The 15,150-nt window shown below is 49.2% G+C and carries 13 protein-coding genes; 9 read left to right on the top strand and 4 right to left on the bottom strand.

The window, feature by feature from the left end; genetic code table 11:
* Window position 1 precedes the first annotated feature (1 nt).
* The 3 genes from nuoH (at window position 2) to K3G39_RS12885 (ending at window position 2,169) form a co-directional block, all read left to right on the top strand.
* Window positions 2-1,063, top strand: a complete 1,062-nt coding sequence (gene nuoH, locus K3G39_RS12875) for an NADH-quinone oxidoreductase subunit NuoH (RefSeq protein ID WP_220626578.1) — start codon at window positions 2-4, stop codon at window positions 1,061-1,063.
* Between the two features lie 73 nt (window positions 1,064-1,136).
* The gene (locus tag K3G39_RS12880) at window positions 1,137-1,646 is read left to right on the top strand and encodes an NADH-quinone oxidoreductase subunit I (RefSeq protein WP_255594298.1); all 510 of its coding nucleotides are present in this window, start codon (window positions 1,137-1,139) and stop codon (window positions 1,644-1,646) included.
* Window positions 1,647-1,650: 4 nt separating this feature from the next.
* The gene (locus K3G39_RS12885; RefSeq protein WP_220626579.1) at window positions 1,651-2,169 is read left to right on the top strand and encodes an NADH-quinone oxidoreductase subunit J; all 519 of its coding nucleotides are present in this window, start codon (window positions 1,651-1,653) and stop codon (window positions 2,167-2,169) included.
* A gap of 531 nt (window positions 2,170-2,700) precedes the next feature.
* On the opposite strand, the gene K3G39_RS12890 is transcribed toward K3G39_RS12885, so the two are convergent.
* Window positions 2,701-3,753 carry a hypothetical protein gene (locus K3G39_RS12890; protein ID WP_255594299.1) on the bottom strand — a complete coding sequence of 351 codons (1,053 nt, stop codon included), beginning with the start codon at window positions 3,751-3,753 and terminating at the stop codon, window positions 2,701-2,703.
* A 329-nt stretch (window positions 3,754-4,082) separates the two neighbouring features.
* On the opposite strand from K3G39_RS12890, the gene nuoK reads away from it, so the two are divergent.
* Genes nuoK through K3G39_RS12910 form a run of 4 tightly spaced genes read left to right on the top strand, consistent with a single transcriptional unit; the run spans window position 4,083 to window position 9,313 of the window.
* Entirely contained in the window at window positions 4,083-4,412 is a 330-nt protein-coding gene (gene nuoK, locus K3G39_RS12895; RefSeq protein WP_188502252.1) for an NADH-quinone oxidoreductase subunit NuoK, read from the top strand.
* A 46-nt stretch (window positions 4,413-4,458) separates the two neighbouring features.
* On the top strand, window positions 4,459-6,420 hold the full coding sequence (gene nuoL, locus K3G39_RS12900) for an NADH-quinone oxidoreductase subunit L (protein ID WP_255594300.1): 1,962 nt from the start codon (window positions 4,459-4,461) through the stop codon (window positions 6,418-6,420).
* Between the two features lie 12 nt (window positions 6,421-6,432).
* Window positions 6,433-7,893 (top strand): NuoM family protein, encoded by a 1,461-nt coding sequence (locus K3G39_RS12905; RefSeq protein ID WP_220626580.1) that lies wholly within the window; start codon window positions 6,433-6,435, stop codon window positions 7,891-7,893.
* A gap of 28 nt (window positions 7,894-7,921) precedes the next feature.
* Entirely contained in the window at window positions 7,922-9,313 is a 1,392-nt protein-coding gene (locus K3G39_RS12910; RefSeq protein ID WP_220626581.1) for an NADH-quinone oxidoreductase subunit N, read from the top strand.
* A gap of 381 nt (window positions 9,314-9,694) precedes the next feature.
* On the opposite strand, the gene aspS is transcribed toward K3G39_RS12910, so the two are convergent.
* Window positions 9,695-11,452, bottom strand: coding sequence for an aspartate--tRNA ligase (gene aspS, locus K3G39_RS12915; RefSeq protein ID WP_220626582.1), 1,758 nt, complete (start codon window positions 11,450-11,452; stop codon window positions 9,695-9,697).
* Between the two features lie 49 nt (window positions 11,453-11,501).
* On the opposite strand from aspS, the gene K3G39_RS12920 reads away from it, so the two are divergent.
* Complete coding sequence (locus K3G39_RS12920; RefSeq protein WP_220626583.1) at window positions 11,502-11,696, top strand: hypothetical protein; 195 nt, start codon at window positions 11,502-11,504, stop codon at window positions 11,694-11,696.
* Window positions 11,697-11,703: 7 nt separating this feature from the next.
* Here the strand turns inward: K3G39_RS12920 and K3G39_RS12925 are convergent, their stop codons facing one another.
* Entirely contained in the window at window positions 11,704-12,612 is a 909-nt protein-coding gene (locus K3G39_RS12925; RefSeq protein ID WP_220626584.1) for a glycerophosphodiester phosphodiesterase family protein, read from the bottom strand.
* 86 nt (window positions 12,613-12,698) lie between these two features.
* On the opposite strand from K3G39_RS12925, the gene K3G39_RS12930 reads away from it, so the two are divergent.
* Window positions 12,699-14,321, top strand: a complete 1,623-nt coding sequence (locus tag K3G39_RS12930) for a glycosyltransferase family 39 protein (RefSeq protein WP_220626585.1) — start codon at window positions 12,699-12,701, stop codon at window positions 14,319-14,321.
* Here K3G39_RS12930 and K3G39_RS12935 read toward each other — a convergent pair.
* A complete protein-coding gene (locus K3G39_RS12935; protein WP_255594301.1) occupies window positions 14,318-14,734 on the bottom strand; it encodes a GtrA family protein in 417 nt (138 codons plus the stop codon). The genes K3G39_RS12930 and K3G39_RS12935 overlap by 4 nt on opposite strands.
* Window positions 14,735-15,150: the final 416 nt, after the last annotated feature.

Raw genomic sequence — 15,150 nt, forward strand, 5'->3', positions numbered from 1 at the left:
CATGGATTCTGTAGTTCTCATATACAAGGGTATTTACATTCTGGCCATTTTCGGTATTTCGTTACTGATTGCAACCTACTCGACTTACTTTGAGCGTAAAATCGCCGCTTTCATTCAGGACCGTGTAGGCCCGAACAGAGCTGGTCCGATGGGTTTGCTGCAGCCGCTGGCTGACGCCGGTAAACTGTTCTTCAAAGAAGAATTTATACCTGCCAAAGCAAACAAAGTACTCTTCATCTTAGGTCCAGGTATAGCCATGCTGGTGGCAGCAATGACAAGTGCGGTTATTCCGTTCGGTGACACACTAATTTTAGGTGAGACATCGTTTGATCTGATTGCCATTGACGTAAACATCGGTATCCTCTACATTTTTGGTGTAGTGTCGCTTGGTGTGTATGGTCTGATGATCGGTGGCTGGGCTTCAAACAACAAGTTCTCGCTGCTGGGCGCCATTCGTGCCGCGTCGCAGAACATCTCGTATGAACTGGCCATGGGCCTGTCACTGATCGCGGTGCTGATGCTGAGTGGCTCTTTGTCGCTGAAAGTAATTGCAGAACAGCAAACCGGCTTTAACTGGAACATCTGGTACCAGCCACTGGGCTTCCTGATCTTCCTGATTTGTGCCTTTGCTGAGACGAACAGAACGCCATTCGACTTACCAGAATCGGAAGCCGAACTGATTGGCGGTTACCACACCGAGTATAGCTCGATGAAGCTAGGTATGTACCTGTTCGCGGAATATATCAATATCTTCGTAGTGTCGGCTGTGATGGCGACGCTGTACTTCGGCGCTTACAACTTCCCGTTCATGGAGAACCTGCGTAATGCGTTTGACGACCCTGTTTTGGGTAATAACGTGGTGACGATTATAGGTGTTGGTGTGATGTTCGCGAAGATTTTCGCTTTCATCTTCTTCTTCATGTGGGTACGCTGGACATTGCCGCGTTTCCGCTACGACCAGTTGATGAAGCTAGGCTGGAACATCCTGATCCCGCTGGCAATTCTGAATATCCTGCTTACGGGCGGTGGCATTCTGCTCTACGAATATTTTACAAAAGGATAACGACACTTGAATGCTGCCTTGCTAAGTCCTGTTATAGACAGACGATATAGACAGCAATCATAATCGAGATACAATGGAACCATTATCAAATAGAAGAAAGAACGTAACGCAGAAGGAGATGACGCTTTCTGAGCGCATGTACCTGCCTGCTATCGCGCAAGGTTTGGGCATTACGATAAAGCACTTCTTCAAGAAGAAGGCAACGATAAACTACCCGGAGGAAACACGACAGCGTAGCGACGTATGGCGCGGCTTGCACGTGCTGAAGCGCGACGAAAACGGTGCTGAGCGTTGCACGGCCTGTGGTCTTTGTGCCGTGGCCTGCCCTGCCGAAGCCATTACGATGACAGCTGGGGAGCGTAAAAAAGGCGAAGAGCACCTGTACCGTGAGGAAAAGTACGCTGTGACCTACGAAGTAAACATGTTGCGCTGCATCTTCTGCGGACTTTGCGAAGAGGCTTGCCCGAAGGCGGCGATCTTCCTGCAGGACGACAAACTTGCGCCAGCCCGTTACGAGCGCGAAGAATTTATTTACGGCAAAGACCGTCTGGTAGAACCGTTAAAAACCACTGAAACCAAATAATCTGATGACAGAAAGTCTGTTTTTCTTCTTTGCTTCGCTGACGCTGCTTTGCGCCATCATGGTTGTGATTTCAAAGAACCCCGTGTACAGCGTTATTTTCCTGATTTTAACATTTTTCACCATTTCAGCACATTACATCCTGCTGAATGCCCAGTTTTTGGCGGCAGTTAACATTATCGTGTATGCAGGTGCCATCATGGTACTCTTCCTGTTCGTACTGATGTTCATTAACACAGGCAAAAACGTGGAGGGAACAATTAAACGCAATGTACTGGCCAAAATAGCAGGTACAGTGGCGGGTGGTTTGTTATTTACGGTAGTAGTAGCTGCTCTGAAAGATGTAACGCTCGGTCACCCGGACCCTGCCATGTACAATTCGCAGGTAGGTATGGTGGAAAACCTGGGCAAAGTACTCTTCACAAAATACATGCTGCCGTTCCAGTTGGTAGCGGTGCTGTTTTTGGTATCCATGGTAGGTGCCGTGATGATCGGTAAGCGGGAGACCGGAGAACAGAACTTCTAATTGAGGTATACTTAATCAAGTATATAAAAAGCCAGCGCTGAGAAGTGCTGGCTTTTTTCGTCTGAATCAGGTTTTTAGGATTAGGAAGGATTTTGAGGATAAGTTACCTTATGCTAACCTTCACTAGAACTGAGGAATCTTCATGCATGATGAACATCCCCCTGCCCCTTCAAAGGGGGATGTTCCCGCCGTTGCCACTTTTTGTAGTTACTATCACAAACCATTGGCAGGTATAGAAAGACTAACCTGCCCCTTAAGCTATGAAACAGACAGACTTAGCCAAGTGCACCAAATGACTAACCACTGTTGGGGGTGAAGGGGTCCCCCTGTCAAGAGCGTTCAGCGAGTGGGGGTAGGGGCCCTCGATTTGGGGAGCCTTGACTTTTTTGCCTCCTTTTTGTGTCAAGACAAAAAGGAGGTGCCCGCCGCACAGGCGAAGCTATAAAACAAAGTAGGTTCCGCTAAGGTATAGCCACCGCTACGGCAGCAAGGTACAGATAGGTCCTAATCTTAAGGTGCAATAGCCTGAAACTACTCTTCACTCAACACCACCTCCAGCAACTCTGACCCACCCTTATCATCATCCGAAACCACCACTAACTTATACCTGCCCTTGCCCTCACGCTTCTGCACAACCAGCGATTCGGCTTTACCGGTATAGGGATTTCCATCTGCCTGCAAAATAAGTGTGGCGGGAACCTGTAACATATTTTGCTTGCCGACCCAAGAGAATGGGATATAACCGATGTAACTGCCGAGCACTTCACCATCACCGTAGGCGTCATTGGTATCTTCCAGTGAAGCGGTGAAGAAGAGTTTATCATCATACACATAGGCGCCTGAAAAACCTGCCTGCAGGTTGTTAAGGTCGGGCAGTCGAAAATAACTGAGTTCAGGGTGGGGCAGTGATGCAGCAGTTTTCTCTCCTAAGAGGTAAGGTATGAATTCCGACAGGTGATAAGAAATCAGTACATTCTGGCCTGTGCCGATGGCTCGCTGCAAAAGGTATAACTTCCCATGCCCTGCTGCTACGCCTTCAATGTTAAGCGAACTTCCGCCCAGAGTATCTGTTTTTTGTTCAAGCTGGCGGTAAAGTTCGTCCAGATCAACAGTTTTAGCGCCGTGCACCCCGGCTCCTTCCCGGCAGATGTCATCGCCGCAAATGTTGTACAAATAAGCTTTGCGGCGCGCAGGCGCTGAACCGGATCCTATCATCAAAAGGTAAGGCTTGCCTTGGTGCTGCAGGAGCGTCATACCTTCCAGGTCCGCTTTTTTGTCTTTGGCAATGCGGCCGTTCCCGAAACCCGTCGTGTCGAAGATAGCTTCCTGCGACTCTAACCCAAAATTTTTGTCGAGGCGATACAGGTAGGGCGAGTCATCTCCGACGACATAATAATGGTCGCCCAGCATTTCGAGGCCCGAAGCGGAAGGCAGGTTATCATAGTGCAGCGTTCGTGTAACAGTGGCTTTCATGTTGCTTTCAGGTATAGCCGGCCCGTTGCTTAATAATACAGCAGACTGCTGGCACGAGAGCGACGACAATGAGAGAAATGACAGGTATAGGAAAGCTAAAAAACGATTCATAGAAATTGAACGCAAAATAAGGTATAGCAACGGACAGGCTTGGTAGACTACATACCAGGTATAGGCCCTCCATCAGCCCTGCAAGTTGGCAAAAAACTAATTCTGCCAAGAGATTTATACCTACGCAAAAGCATGCGCAAGGTATAGAACAAGCTGTAACATAGAACGTCCTGCAGCTTTAAAAATATAAATCTTTCGGGAAGGCTGCAATTGGGTAAAACTGCTTAAGAAGATTAGAAATATGTTATGGATTTTACAAAAATGGGGATAACTTTGCGACTTGATTTCAGAATTGTAATTTACCAGTAATACGTTCAGCCACTCAGACGATGAACCAAATGCCTGATGTAATCAGAACCATCCCGCTAGAATTTTACCTCTACTTCAGCACAGCTCTGTTCGCCATTGGTGTGATCGGGGTTCTTACCAGACGAAACGCTATTGTCATTTTCATGTGTGTAGAGCTGATGCTCAATGCTGTGAACTTACTAATGGTCGCTTTGTCGTCATACCGCTCTGACCCGAACGGACAGATCTTCGTGTTCTTCATCATGGCAGTGGCAGCGGCAGAAGTTACAGTTGGTCTGGCCATCATCGTGATGATTTACCGCAATATCCGCTCGACGGATGTGCAACTGATGAACTACCTGAAGTGGTAGCCGCACACCTAATTAATCTGAATAGCTTAACTAAATCATACGCTAAATGCAAGAAGTAGTAATGCCCTTCAACAACCAGGAAATGGCGCTGCTGTGTTTGCTTGTTCCGCTCCTGCCGTTCATCGGCTTTCTGATTAACGGACTTGGCAACCGCAAATTGCCCAAGGCCCTTGTAGGGCTGCTGGGCTCTGGCACGGTGCTGGCCTCGTTCCTGATCTCGGTATACCTGTTCATCGACTTCACTTCCAACGGCAGCCGCCCTTACATCGTCGACCTCTACAACTGGTTCACGGTAGGCAGCCTCGAGATTGGTTTCTCGTTCATGATTGACCAGCTTACGCTGCTGATGTTGCTGATGGTGACAGGTATAGGTTTCCTGATTCACGTGTACTCGGCCGGTTACATGAGCCACGACGAAGGCTACGGCAAGTTTTTCGCCTACCTCAACCTGTTCATGTTCTCGATGTTGGTACTCGTAATGGGCTCTAACTACGTGATGATGTTCGTGGGATGGGAAGGCGTTGGTCTTTGCTCCTACCTGCTGATCGGCTTCTGGAACAAGAACCACAATTACAACAATGCCGCTAAGAAAGCCTTCATTATGAACCGTATTGGTGACCTGGGCTTTCTGCTGGCTATTTTCCTGATCTTCATCACTTTCGGCAGCGTGAGCTTCCCGGAGGTGTTCCTGTCTGCCTCGCAGATGTCGGGCCTGACTGACAGTGGTGTGATGATTGCCATTACCATGCTGCTGTTTGTAGGCGCGATGGGTAAAAGTGCTCAGTTGCCGCTCTTTACGTGGCTTCCGGATGCAATGGCGGGTCCTACGCCGGTTTCTGCCCTGATTCACGCCGCTACCATGGTGACGGCAGGTATCTACATGGTTATTCGTTCGAACGTGCTGTATGTGATGGCCCCGACTACCATGGAGTTTATCGCCATCATTGGTCTGATAACGGCCCTGGTGGCCGCTACCATTGGTCTGGCACAAAATGACATCAAGAAAGTGTTGGCTTACTCTACCGTTTCGCAGTTGGGCTTTATGTTCCTGGCGCTGGGTGTGATGGCCTTCTCTTCTTCTATCTTCCACGTACTCACGCACGCTTTCTTTAAGGCATTGCTGTTCCTGGGTGCTGGTTCTGTGATTCATGCCGTGAGCAACGAACAGGATATCCGCAACATGGGTGGCCTGCGCAAGTGGCTGCCGGTTACGTTCATCACTTTCCTGATTGGTACACTCGCTATTTCAGGTATACCGCCATTCGCTGGTTTCTTCTCGAAAGACGAATTGCTGGCGCATGTATTTGAGCACAACAAGCTTATGTGGGTTGGAGGCCTGCTGGCTTCGTTCATGACGGCTTTCTACATGTTCCGCCTCCTGTTCCTGACATTCTTCGGCAAGTTCCGTGGCACGGAAGCACAGCGTTCGCACCTGCACGAGTCACCTTCTTCCATGACCATTCCCCTGATTGTACTAGCCATTCTTTCCACTATAGGTGGTTTTATTGGTCTGCCAGCTGTTTTCAGCGACACGCATACGCTGGGTAACTTCCTGGCTCCTATTTATGACCTGGCACGCCGTGCTAACGGTGCCGCCATGGAAGCGCCGCACATTGATCATGCTACAGAATACATCCTGATGGCAGTTTCGGTAGCAGTGGCAGTTATCGCAATTATCATTGCCTACATCATGTATGTGAAGAAAGAAACAGTGCCGGCTCCGGAAGGAACGCGTCTGTCTCCTATCCACAACCTGATCTACAACAAATACTACATCGACGAAATTTACGACACTGTGTTTGTGCGCCCAGTCATGGCGCTGTCTACTGCCCTGCACCGCTTCGTGGATGTGGTAGTGGTAGACGGAATTGTAAATGGCTTCGGCAAACTGGTGATGGTAAGCGGCCGCGTGCTGCGCCTGACACAGAGTGGCGTTACTGGCTTCTATGTGTTTGTGATGGTGGCCAGCATCGTTCTGATTCTATTTTTAAACTTCTTTATCGGTTAAGGTTCTAAGAAGATGATTACAGCTCTATTACTTTTCTGGCCTGCCCTAGCTGCACTGCTGGTGCTGCTTATAAAAGGCGAAGGTGCCAAGAAAGTGGCTTTTATAGCAACGCTAGTTGAGTTTGCCATTGCCCTGTTTGCAACTGTAAACTTTGTTCCGGATGCCACTACACAATTCGCCCTCGATATACCGTGGGTGGAGCGCGCAGGTATAGGCTTCAGCATTGGTATGGACGGCATCAGCCTCCTGATGGTGCTCCTGACTGCCTTCCTGGTGCCCTTGATCGTCCTTTCCTCTTTCAAGCACGACTACAAGAACCCGCACGTGTTCTATGCGCTGGTACTGTTTATGCAGACGGGCCTGACTGGTGTATTTGTGGCGATGGACGCGTTCCTGTTCTACTTCTTCTGGGAAGTGGCCTTGATTCCAATCTACTTTATCGCAGCCATTTGGGGCGGCGCACGCAGAATTCCGGTTACGTTCAAGTTCTTTGTGTATACGATTTTCGGTTCGCTCTTCATGCTGGCCGCTTTCGTATACCTGTACTTCCAAACGGCTGGTACAGAGCTGGCGGCGCATTCTTCTAATGTGAACGCTTTCTACCAACTGACGCTGGACAGCGCGACGCAGAGCTGGATTTTCTGGTTCCTGTTCCTTGCCTTCGCCATTAAAATGCCGGTTTTCCCTTTCCATACCTGGCAGCCGGATACCTATACCGAGTCACCTACACAGGCAACGATGTTGCTGGCTGGTATCATGCTGAAAATGGGTATCTATGGTGTGCTGCGCTGGTTACTACCTGTTGTGCCACTTGGCGTGAGCGAATGGGCAGACACGGTGCTGGTGCTGTCCATCATCGGCATCATCTACGGTTCTATCATCGCCATCCGTCAGCACGACCTCAAGCGCCTGATCGCTTACTCGTCCATTGCACACGTTGGCCTAATCGCTGCGGGTATCTTTACCCTGAACGAGCAAGGTCTGCAAGGCGGCATGATTCAAATGCTGAGCCACGGTATCAACGTGGTGGGCCTGTTCTTCATCATCGACATCATTTTCCGCAGAACGAACACACGAGAGATTGCCAGCCTGGGCGGTATCACCCAGACCACGCCAGCACTTTCTATCATGTTCCTGATTCTGTTGATGGGTTCTGTGGCACTTCCGCTAACTAACGGCTTCATTGGTGAATTCCTGCTGCTGTCGGGCGTATTCCAGTATAACTACTACTTCGGTGCTGTAGCTGGCCTGACCATTATTCTGGCAGCGGTATACATGCTGCGTATGTTCCAGGGCGTGATGTTTGGCTCGAAGTCAGAGGCTACCGAGGGCTTCGCTGACCTGACCTTCCACGAGAAAGCTGTTTTGATTCCACTGGTGATCATGGTCTTCTGGATTGGTTTGTTCCCGAACACTTTTCTGAGCATTTCAGAGCCTGCGGTTGGACAGCTGCTGAGCATTATCAATAGATAGTCCGCAAAAAGAAACGATAATAAACGACATGATTTCGATTATACTTCTATCTGGATTTGGGATTATCAACCTTTTCGTAGGTTTCCTGAAATCTAAACGAATTCTGTTGCCGCTGTCGCTGCTGTTTTTGGCGATCGTGTTCGGCATCAATCTACTCGACTGGAACGATACCAAGAGCTACTTCGATAATATGATTACCATCGACAATTACGCGGTGGCTTTCACAGGTATCATGGTACTTTCAACGCTCCTGATTCTTCCTTTCACGCAGCACTACATCACCCGCAACGACGAAAACATCGGCGAGCTTTATGCCCTGATTCTGTTCTCGCTGGTTGGTGCTATCATGATGGTGAGCTACAACAACATGCTGATGCTGTTCATAGGTATAGAGATTCTCTCGATTGCCATGTACGTGTTGGCCGGTAGTGACAAGAGAAGTATGCGCTCCGCGGAAGCTGCCCTGAAGTACTTCCTGATGGGCTCTTTCTTTACAGGCATTATGCTATTCGGCATTGTGATGGTATATGGCGCGACTGGCACCTTCAACATCTCAGAAATTGCCGGCTCAGCTGAAGCCATGGGCACGGAAGGTATGAATAATGTAATGTTCATGCTGGGTGTGCTGATCATCATAATCGGTATCTCTTTCAAAATCTCCGCCGCTCCTTTCCACTTCTGGACACCTGACGTATACGAAGGTACCCCAACAGTGTGGACAGCTTACATGTCGACTGTAGTTAAAACAGCTGGTGTTGCGGCATTCTATAAGCTGATGGACGCTGCTTTCGCCGCTTCTTATCCGGCCTGGATGCCAACGCTGGTGGCCATCATCGTACTCTCGCTCCTGATTGGTAACGTAGGCGCGGTGGTGCAGCAAAGCATGAAGCGTATGCTGGCTTACTCCAGTATCTCACACGCAGGTTACCTGCTGATGACGCTCCTTGCCTTTAACAATCTCTCTACTTCTGCTATCCTGTTCTATTCTTTCGCTTACTCCACTGCTTCTATCGCTGCTTTTGGTGTGCTGCAGCTCGTAGCGAAACAGCGTGGCAGCGAGAACTATGAAGCTTTTAACGGTTTGGGCAAAACCAATCCATTGATGGCCTTCGCGGTAACAGTTGCCATGATGTCTTTGGGAGGTATACCACTCACAGCCGGCTTCTTCGGTAAATTCTTCGTGTTCTCTGCCCTCATCGAAAATCCTGATATGATGTGGCTGATTGTAGTAGCCGTGATTCTGGCTGCTGTGGGTATCTATTACTATTTCCGTGTGGTGATTGCCATGTACCTGCACCCGGTTGCGGAAGATCATACGCCAATCCAGAGCACCAGCTTTATCAATGTCATGCTGATTATCATCTCTGCTCTGACGATTCTGCTAGGTATAGCGCCTGCTTTGTTAAGTGGTGTGTTGTAAGGTATAGCTGATGATATGGAAGCGGCTGCTCTGTGGAAGGGCAGCCGCTTTTTTTATACCTATACCTTGTTGGCGTAGCTTTTACTTTTGCAGGTATAGCTAGTTGTGTAGTTTTATAGCGTCGCCTATGCGGCGGGCACTTACTCTTTTTCCTTGATGGGGGTAAGGGCCAGCAACTGGCTCACACTCATCCGGTGGTCTTTGAATAGGCACATCATCTTGATCAGTTAGCCTATAAAGACAACAAACAAAAGAAGCAGAGAGGTCAGAGAAGTGAAAAAATAGCCCCTAAATCAAAAATGGCCGGAAGATTTCATCTTCCGACCACACCTGCCTTTACAAGCAGCCTTTCCAATATCTCAATAGCGTAAGTTTTACGCCTTACGACGACAAGTTCTTCATTTTAATATGCAATTCATCCAGCTGCGCATCGGCAATCGGAGACGGTGCGTCTATCATTACATCGCGGCCGGAGTTGTTTTTCGGGAAGGCGATGTAGTCGCGGATGGAGTCGGAACCACCAAAGAGGGAGCACAAACGGTCGAAACCGAAGGCGATACCACCGTGAGGAGGTGCTCCGTATTCGAAAGCATCCATCAGGAAGCCGAACTGTGCTTTGGCCTCGTCGTTAGAGAAGCCAAGCAAACGGAACATCTGCTCCTGTAGACGCCGGTCGTGGATACGGATAGAGCCACCGCCAACTTCTACCCCATTTATCACCATGTCGTAAGCATTGGCGCGGATGTCACCCGGACGGTCATCGATCAATTCGAGGTCCTCAGGCTTCGGCGATGTGAACGGGTGGTGCATGGCATGGTAGCGGTTGCTGTCCTCGTCCCACTCCAATAGCGGAAAGTCTACTACCCACAGCGGAGAGAATACGTTCTTGTCACGCAATCCCATACACTCGCCCATCTCCAGACGAAGCTCGTTCAAGGCCTTACGGGTTTTATCTCTGCCGCCGGCCAACACCAGTAGCAGGTCACCAGGGGCAGCATTAAAAGCTTTCGCCCATTCCTGCAGGTCTTCTAAGGTATAGAATTTGTCAACCGATGACTTTACGGTACCGTCTTCCTGCACGCGGGCATATACCAAACCGGTTGCCCCGATCTGCGGACGCTTCACGAAATCAGTTAGTTCGTCGAGTTGCTTACGGGTATAGCTGGCAGCTCCTTTGGCGTTTATACCTACGACCAGTTCGGCATCATCAAATACTTTGAAGCCTTTGTTCTTTACCAGCTGGTTCAGCTCCACGAAACGCATGTCGAAGCGGGTATCTGGCTTGTCGGAGCCGTAGAACTTCATGGCGTCGGCATAGGTCATGCGTGGCAATTTCTCGATGTTCACACCTTTTACTTTCAGGAACAGGTGACGAATCAGGCCTTCGAACGTGTTCAGGATATCTTCCTGGGTCACAAAAGAAAGCTCGCAGTCTATCTGGGTAAATTCCGGCTGACGGTCGGCACGAAGGTCTTCATCGCGGAAGCATTTTACGATCTGGTAATATTTATCAAAGCCCGATACCATCAGCAATTGCTTGAAGGTCTGCGGTGATTGCGGCAGCGCATAGAACTCACCTGGGTTCATGCGGCTTGGTACCACAAAATCGCGGGCACCTTCCGGCGTGGATTTGATCAGCACCGGCGTTTCCACTTCAATGAAATAATGCTCGTCCAGGTATGAGCGTACGGCACGCATCATCTGGTGGCGCAGCTCCAGGTTGCGGCGCACAGGCGTACGGCGCAGATCAAGGTAACGGTACTTCATGCGCAAGTCGTCGCCACCGTCGGTTTCGTCCTCAATCATGAATGGAGGCAGTTTGGCTGCATTCAGCAACTCTATTTTAGAAGCATGGATCTCGATATCGCCTGTCGGCATTTTGTCGTTTTTAGAGTAGCGCTCTATTACTTTGCCGGTCACTTTTACCACGTACTCGCGGCCCAGGCTGCGGGCTTCTTCAAACAGGTGAGCAGGCGTTATGCCTTCTTCAAACGTAAGTTGTGTAATGCCATAGCGGTCGCGCAGGTCAATCCAGAGCATGCCGCCCTTGTCGCGCAGGCGCTGCACCCAGCCAGTTAGTACAACCTCTTCGCCTACATTGTCTATTCTTAGTTCGCCGCAAGTATGTGTCCGGAGCATAAATGTCGTTTTGTTATGATATGGTGCAAAAGTAATAATTGTTTCGCTGTTGTGCCTCGAAAAGCGAGGCCTCCGCAGGTATAATCTTGTCAGGTTAATCTCAGGCCATCCCAATCACGTTATTATACCTGAAAAGGAATTAACTCAACCGAGATACTCCCCTATGAAACGCAATTTGTTCACTTTCCGGAACATCGCGCTGGCGATCATCCTGATTGCATTGCTCATGATGCTGGTAGGCTAATTTCGGCCTACTTGCTGCCCATCAGGGAACGCATCCGCTTTACGTTGTTCACCTGTATGGCGTCGGGTTCCAGCTCTAGCATGTTGGCAATAGTGCCTTTCGATTTACCACCAAACAGCACCACCTGCAAGCCCTGCGCCCTCGCCCGCAGCAATTGCTCCCGGCTCACGTGCTTCCCGTTCGCAGTTACACCGTGTAGTTTGTTGTCCAGCGCTTGCTGCGCCGCAAGATCAAAGTCCTCTCCCGCATCCAGCATCAGCATCGCCTCAGGTTCCAGTTCATGCACGCCATGCAGCATACCCGGATCGTTAAAAATAAAGGCCAGTTTCTCTATAGGGTAGTCATATTTACGAAGTAGTTCCAAGACCGATTGAGCATAAAAGCTATTCCGGTTTGGGTCGTGATTCCGGATGTCGATGTGCAGGTATGGTAACTCCGGATAAGTCTGGAAGCGCTGCAACATTGCTTCCATCGAAATGATCTTTTCGCTGTGAAAAAGGTCATACAATACTCCTCCTCTATACCTTATACCTACCACCTCACTAGCTGGTAGTTCTGCGATGATGCCGGAACCTTCGCTCATCGTCTCCAGCGTGTTGTCGTGGTAGAGAATCGGTACGCCATCCCGGCTCACATGTACATCCACCTCTACTCCGTCGGCTCCATCATCTTCCATGGCTTGGGCAATAGACGCCATGCTGTTGGCGGGTAGCGGATTATAAGGGTTGAGAGGAGAGAAAAAGCCGGAACCGGCATGGCCCATCACCAGAATTTGACGAGAATAAATGCCTGACTCGGGCTGCAGGATGTTGTGTACATTCAGCAGGAGCACCGCTAAACCGAGTATACCCACGAGTAAGGTAGTGCTTCTACGCTTTAAAAATAGGATCTTCTGTTTCGGCTCAGTCAAATTCATACACAAACTTAAGTGTATATCTTTTAACTTTGGAACGGATTTCCTTAAAAAATCATAGGTCAATCCCTATTCCATAATATTGCCTTATGTCATTCTCTCCTCAAACTGCCCCTGACAAGCTCACGACGGCTGATCAAGTCGGTGTCCATAACCGGCTCATGGTACCGCTGTCGCTTATCATGCTGATCGCTTTTGTTATCCGTATGGTGGCGGCTTTCTTTTCGAAGGGCTTTGCTTTTCACGACGACCATTTTGACGTGATCACGATTGCGCAGCACTGGCTTTATGGCTTGCCTTCGTGGCTGCACGAACCGATGCCGCCGCGCCACAGCATGTTTTACGCAGGTATACACTACAGCCTGTTTTACCTGCTGGAGAGTATCGGCATCTCGAATGCGGATACTAAAATGACCATTGTGCGGGTGTTGCACGGGCTGTACTCACTGCTGATTGTGTACTATGGCTATAAGATTACGGAACGACTTTCGAACCAGGCGAATGCCCGTATTGTGGGCCTGATGCTGTCACTGATGTGGTTTATGCCCTTTATGAGTGTGCGTAATCTGGTCGAAATGGTTTGCATTCCGCCATACCTGGCAGCCTTCTATTTTATGCTGAAGCAGGATGACCGAAAAAAGAACCTGCACTACCTGTGGGCAGGGGCATTGTTTGCGCTGGCTTTTGTGCTGCGTTACCATGCGGTACTCTTCGCGGTAGGCGCAGGTATGGTACTGCTATACCGTCGTCAGTGGAAAGAAATCTTTTGGTTGGCGCTGGGCTTTATTCTCATGGCGACGCTTATTCAGGGGACAATCGACCTGATCTTCTTCGACTACCCTTTCCACTCGGTTATTACCTATTTCTTCTACAACGCTGATAACGCCTACAACTACAGCACCGGACCGGTATATCGATTCCTGCTCACCATACTAGGTTTTATGGTGCCGCCCATCAGCGTATACCTGTTGCTGGGTTATAGTCGTACGGCAAGGCTGGCTCCTATGCTGTTCTGGGGCGGACTGCTGTTTTTTGTAGTGCACTCACTTTTCCCGAACAAGCAAGAGCGTTTCATTCTGCCGCTTTTCCCGCTTATCATGGTCTTGGGTGTAATCGGCTGGCAGGATTTTGTGCGCAACTCCAGATTCTGGCAGGGCCGCAAAAAGCTCTTGGCTGCCAGCTGGACCTTCTTTTGGATTCTCAACATTGTGGTAGCAGTGGCCATGTCCTTTACCTATACCAAAAAGAGCCGCATTGCGCCGCTCGTATACCTGTCGGAAAAGCAGGACATGGACGCCGTATTGCTCGAGTTTGGCAACTCATCCATGAAGCAGCCGCCGCTATATTACCTCAACCGCCTGGCTGCAGAGTTTCACGAGTACCACTTCAACGAAAAGCGTGACTGGGACGAGTATAAGGCCGGTAAGCCGCTGCCGCAAAATTTTGCGATGACCTACAGCCTGAATGGAGAAAAGTCGCTGGACAGCCTGCAAACAGAGCTCAGCCTATACCCCTTCCAACCAGACTATGTGGTAGTGGTGGGTCAGAAAGACATGGAAGAGCGCATGCAGCGCATCAACAGCCTATACCCTGCGCTGGAATTGGAGGAAACCATCACGCCTTCGCTCTACGACCGAGTGCTGCACTTCCTCAACCCGCGCGTGCACAAAGACGAGCATGTACGTATTTACCGCATACAGGGACAGAACTAACGGGTAAAGGTATAAAGGTAATTGAGCAGGAAGTTCCAGATGAAGACTAGCACGATGGCGATGAACTTGGAAACGTAGAAGTTGAGTTTCGCTTTTTCGGTGAGCAGGTATACGATCAGGTTGTTGATGACCAGCCCGGCCACGGCTACCAGCAGGAACTTAGAAAACTGCCAGCCTATTTCGGGGTCGTGGCTATGGAAGGTCCAGAGGCGGTTGAGGACGTAGTTGTTAATACTGGCCAGAATAAAGCCCAGGCTGTTAGCTACATACTTGTTCCAGCGCAGTTTTTCCTTTACCAGAAAAGTAACGCCGAAATCAATGATGAGCCCTGTAAAGCCCACCAGACCAAACTTCAGAAATTTAAGAAAGAAAGCGCCTATACCTTCGGACATGCCGGCAGTTGATGTGTACAACTGATTTAACTTACGTATTAACTGGTAAAATTAAGCACTTTCGTACACAGTGACAAATCGCATTCTGTTGAAGTATTTACCGCTTTGGTCGAGTAAATGCAGATGTTTGCAGAGTACATTTTGAAATATGCATATTAATGCCTTACTTAGTAGAGCATCAGTAAAACACTGCAGCAGCCCGATCGAGCCACTATTAGGTAACTGATCGGGTTTCTAATGAAATTTATGCTATCTTCGCGCCACAATCCTGATAGTAGCGCAATTAATACCTATCCGGTGGCCAGTTTAAGGAACTGCCGCTTTTCTTAAAGCATTGTAAACTTTTTAGTGTTTGGTATGGTTAGAGAATCATCCACGTGAAACTACGCGCATTATAAATTCAGTACAAATAATTTAAAGATATTGCTTAGGAGCTC

This window comes from Pontibacter sp. HSC-14F20, from assembly GCF_019599265.1.
Lineage (GTDB): Bacteria > Bacteroidota > Bacteroidia > Cytophagales > Hymenobacteraceae > Pontibacter.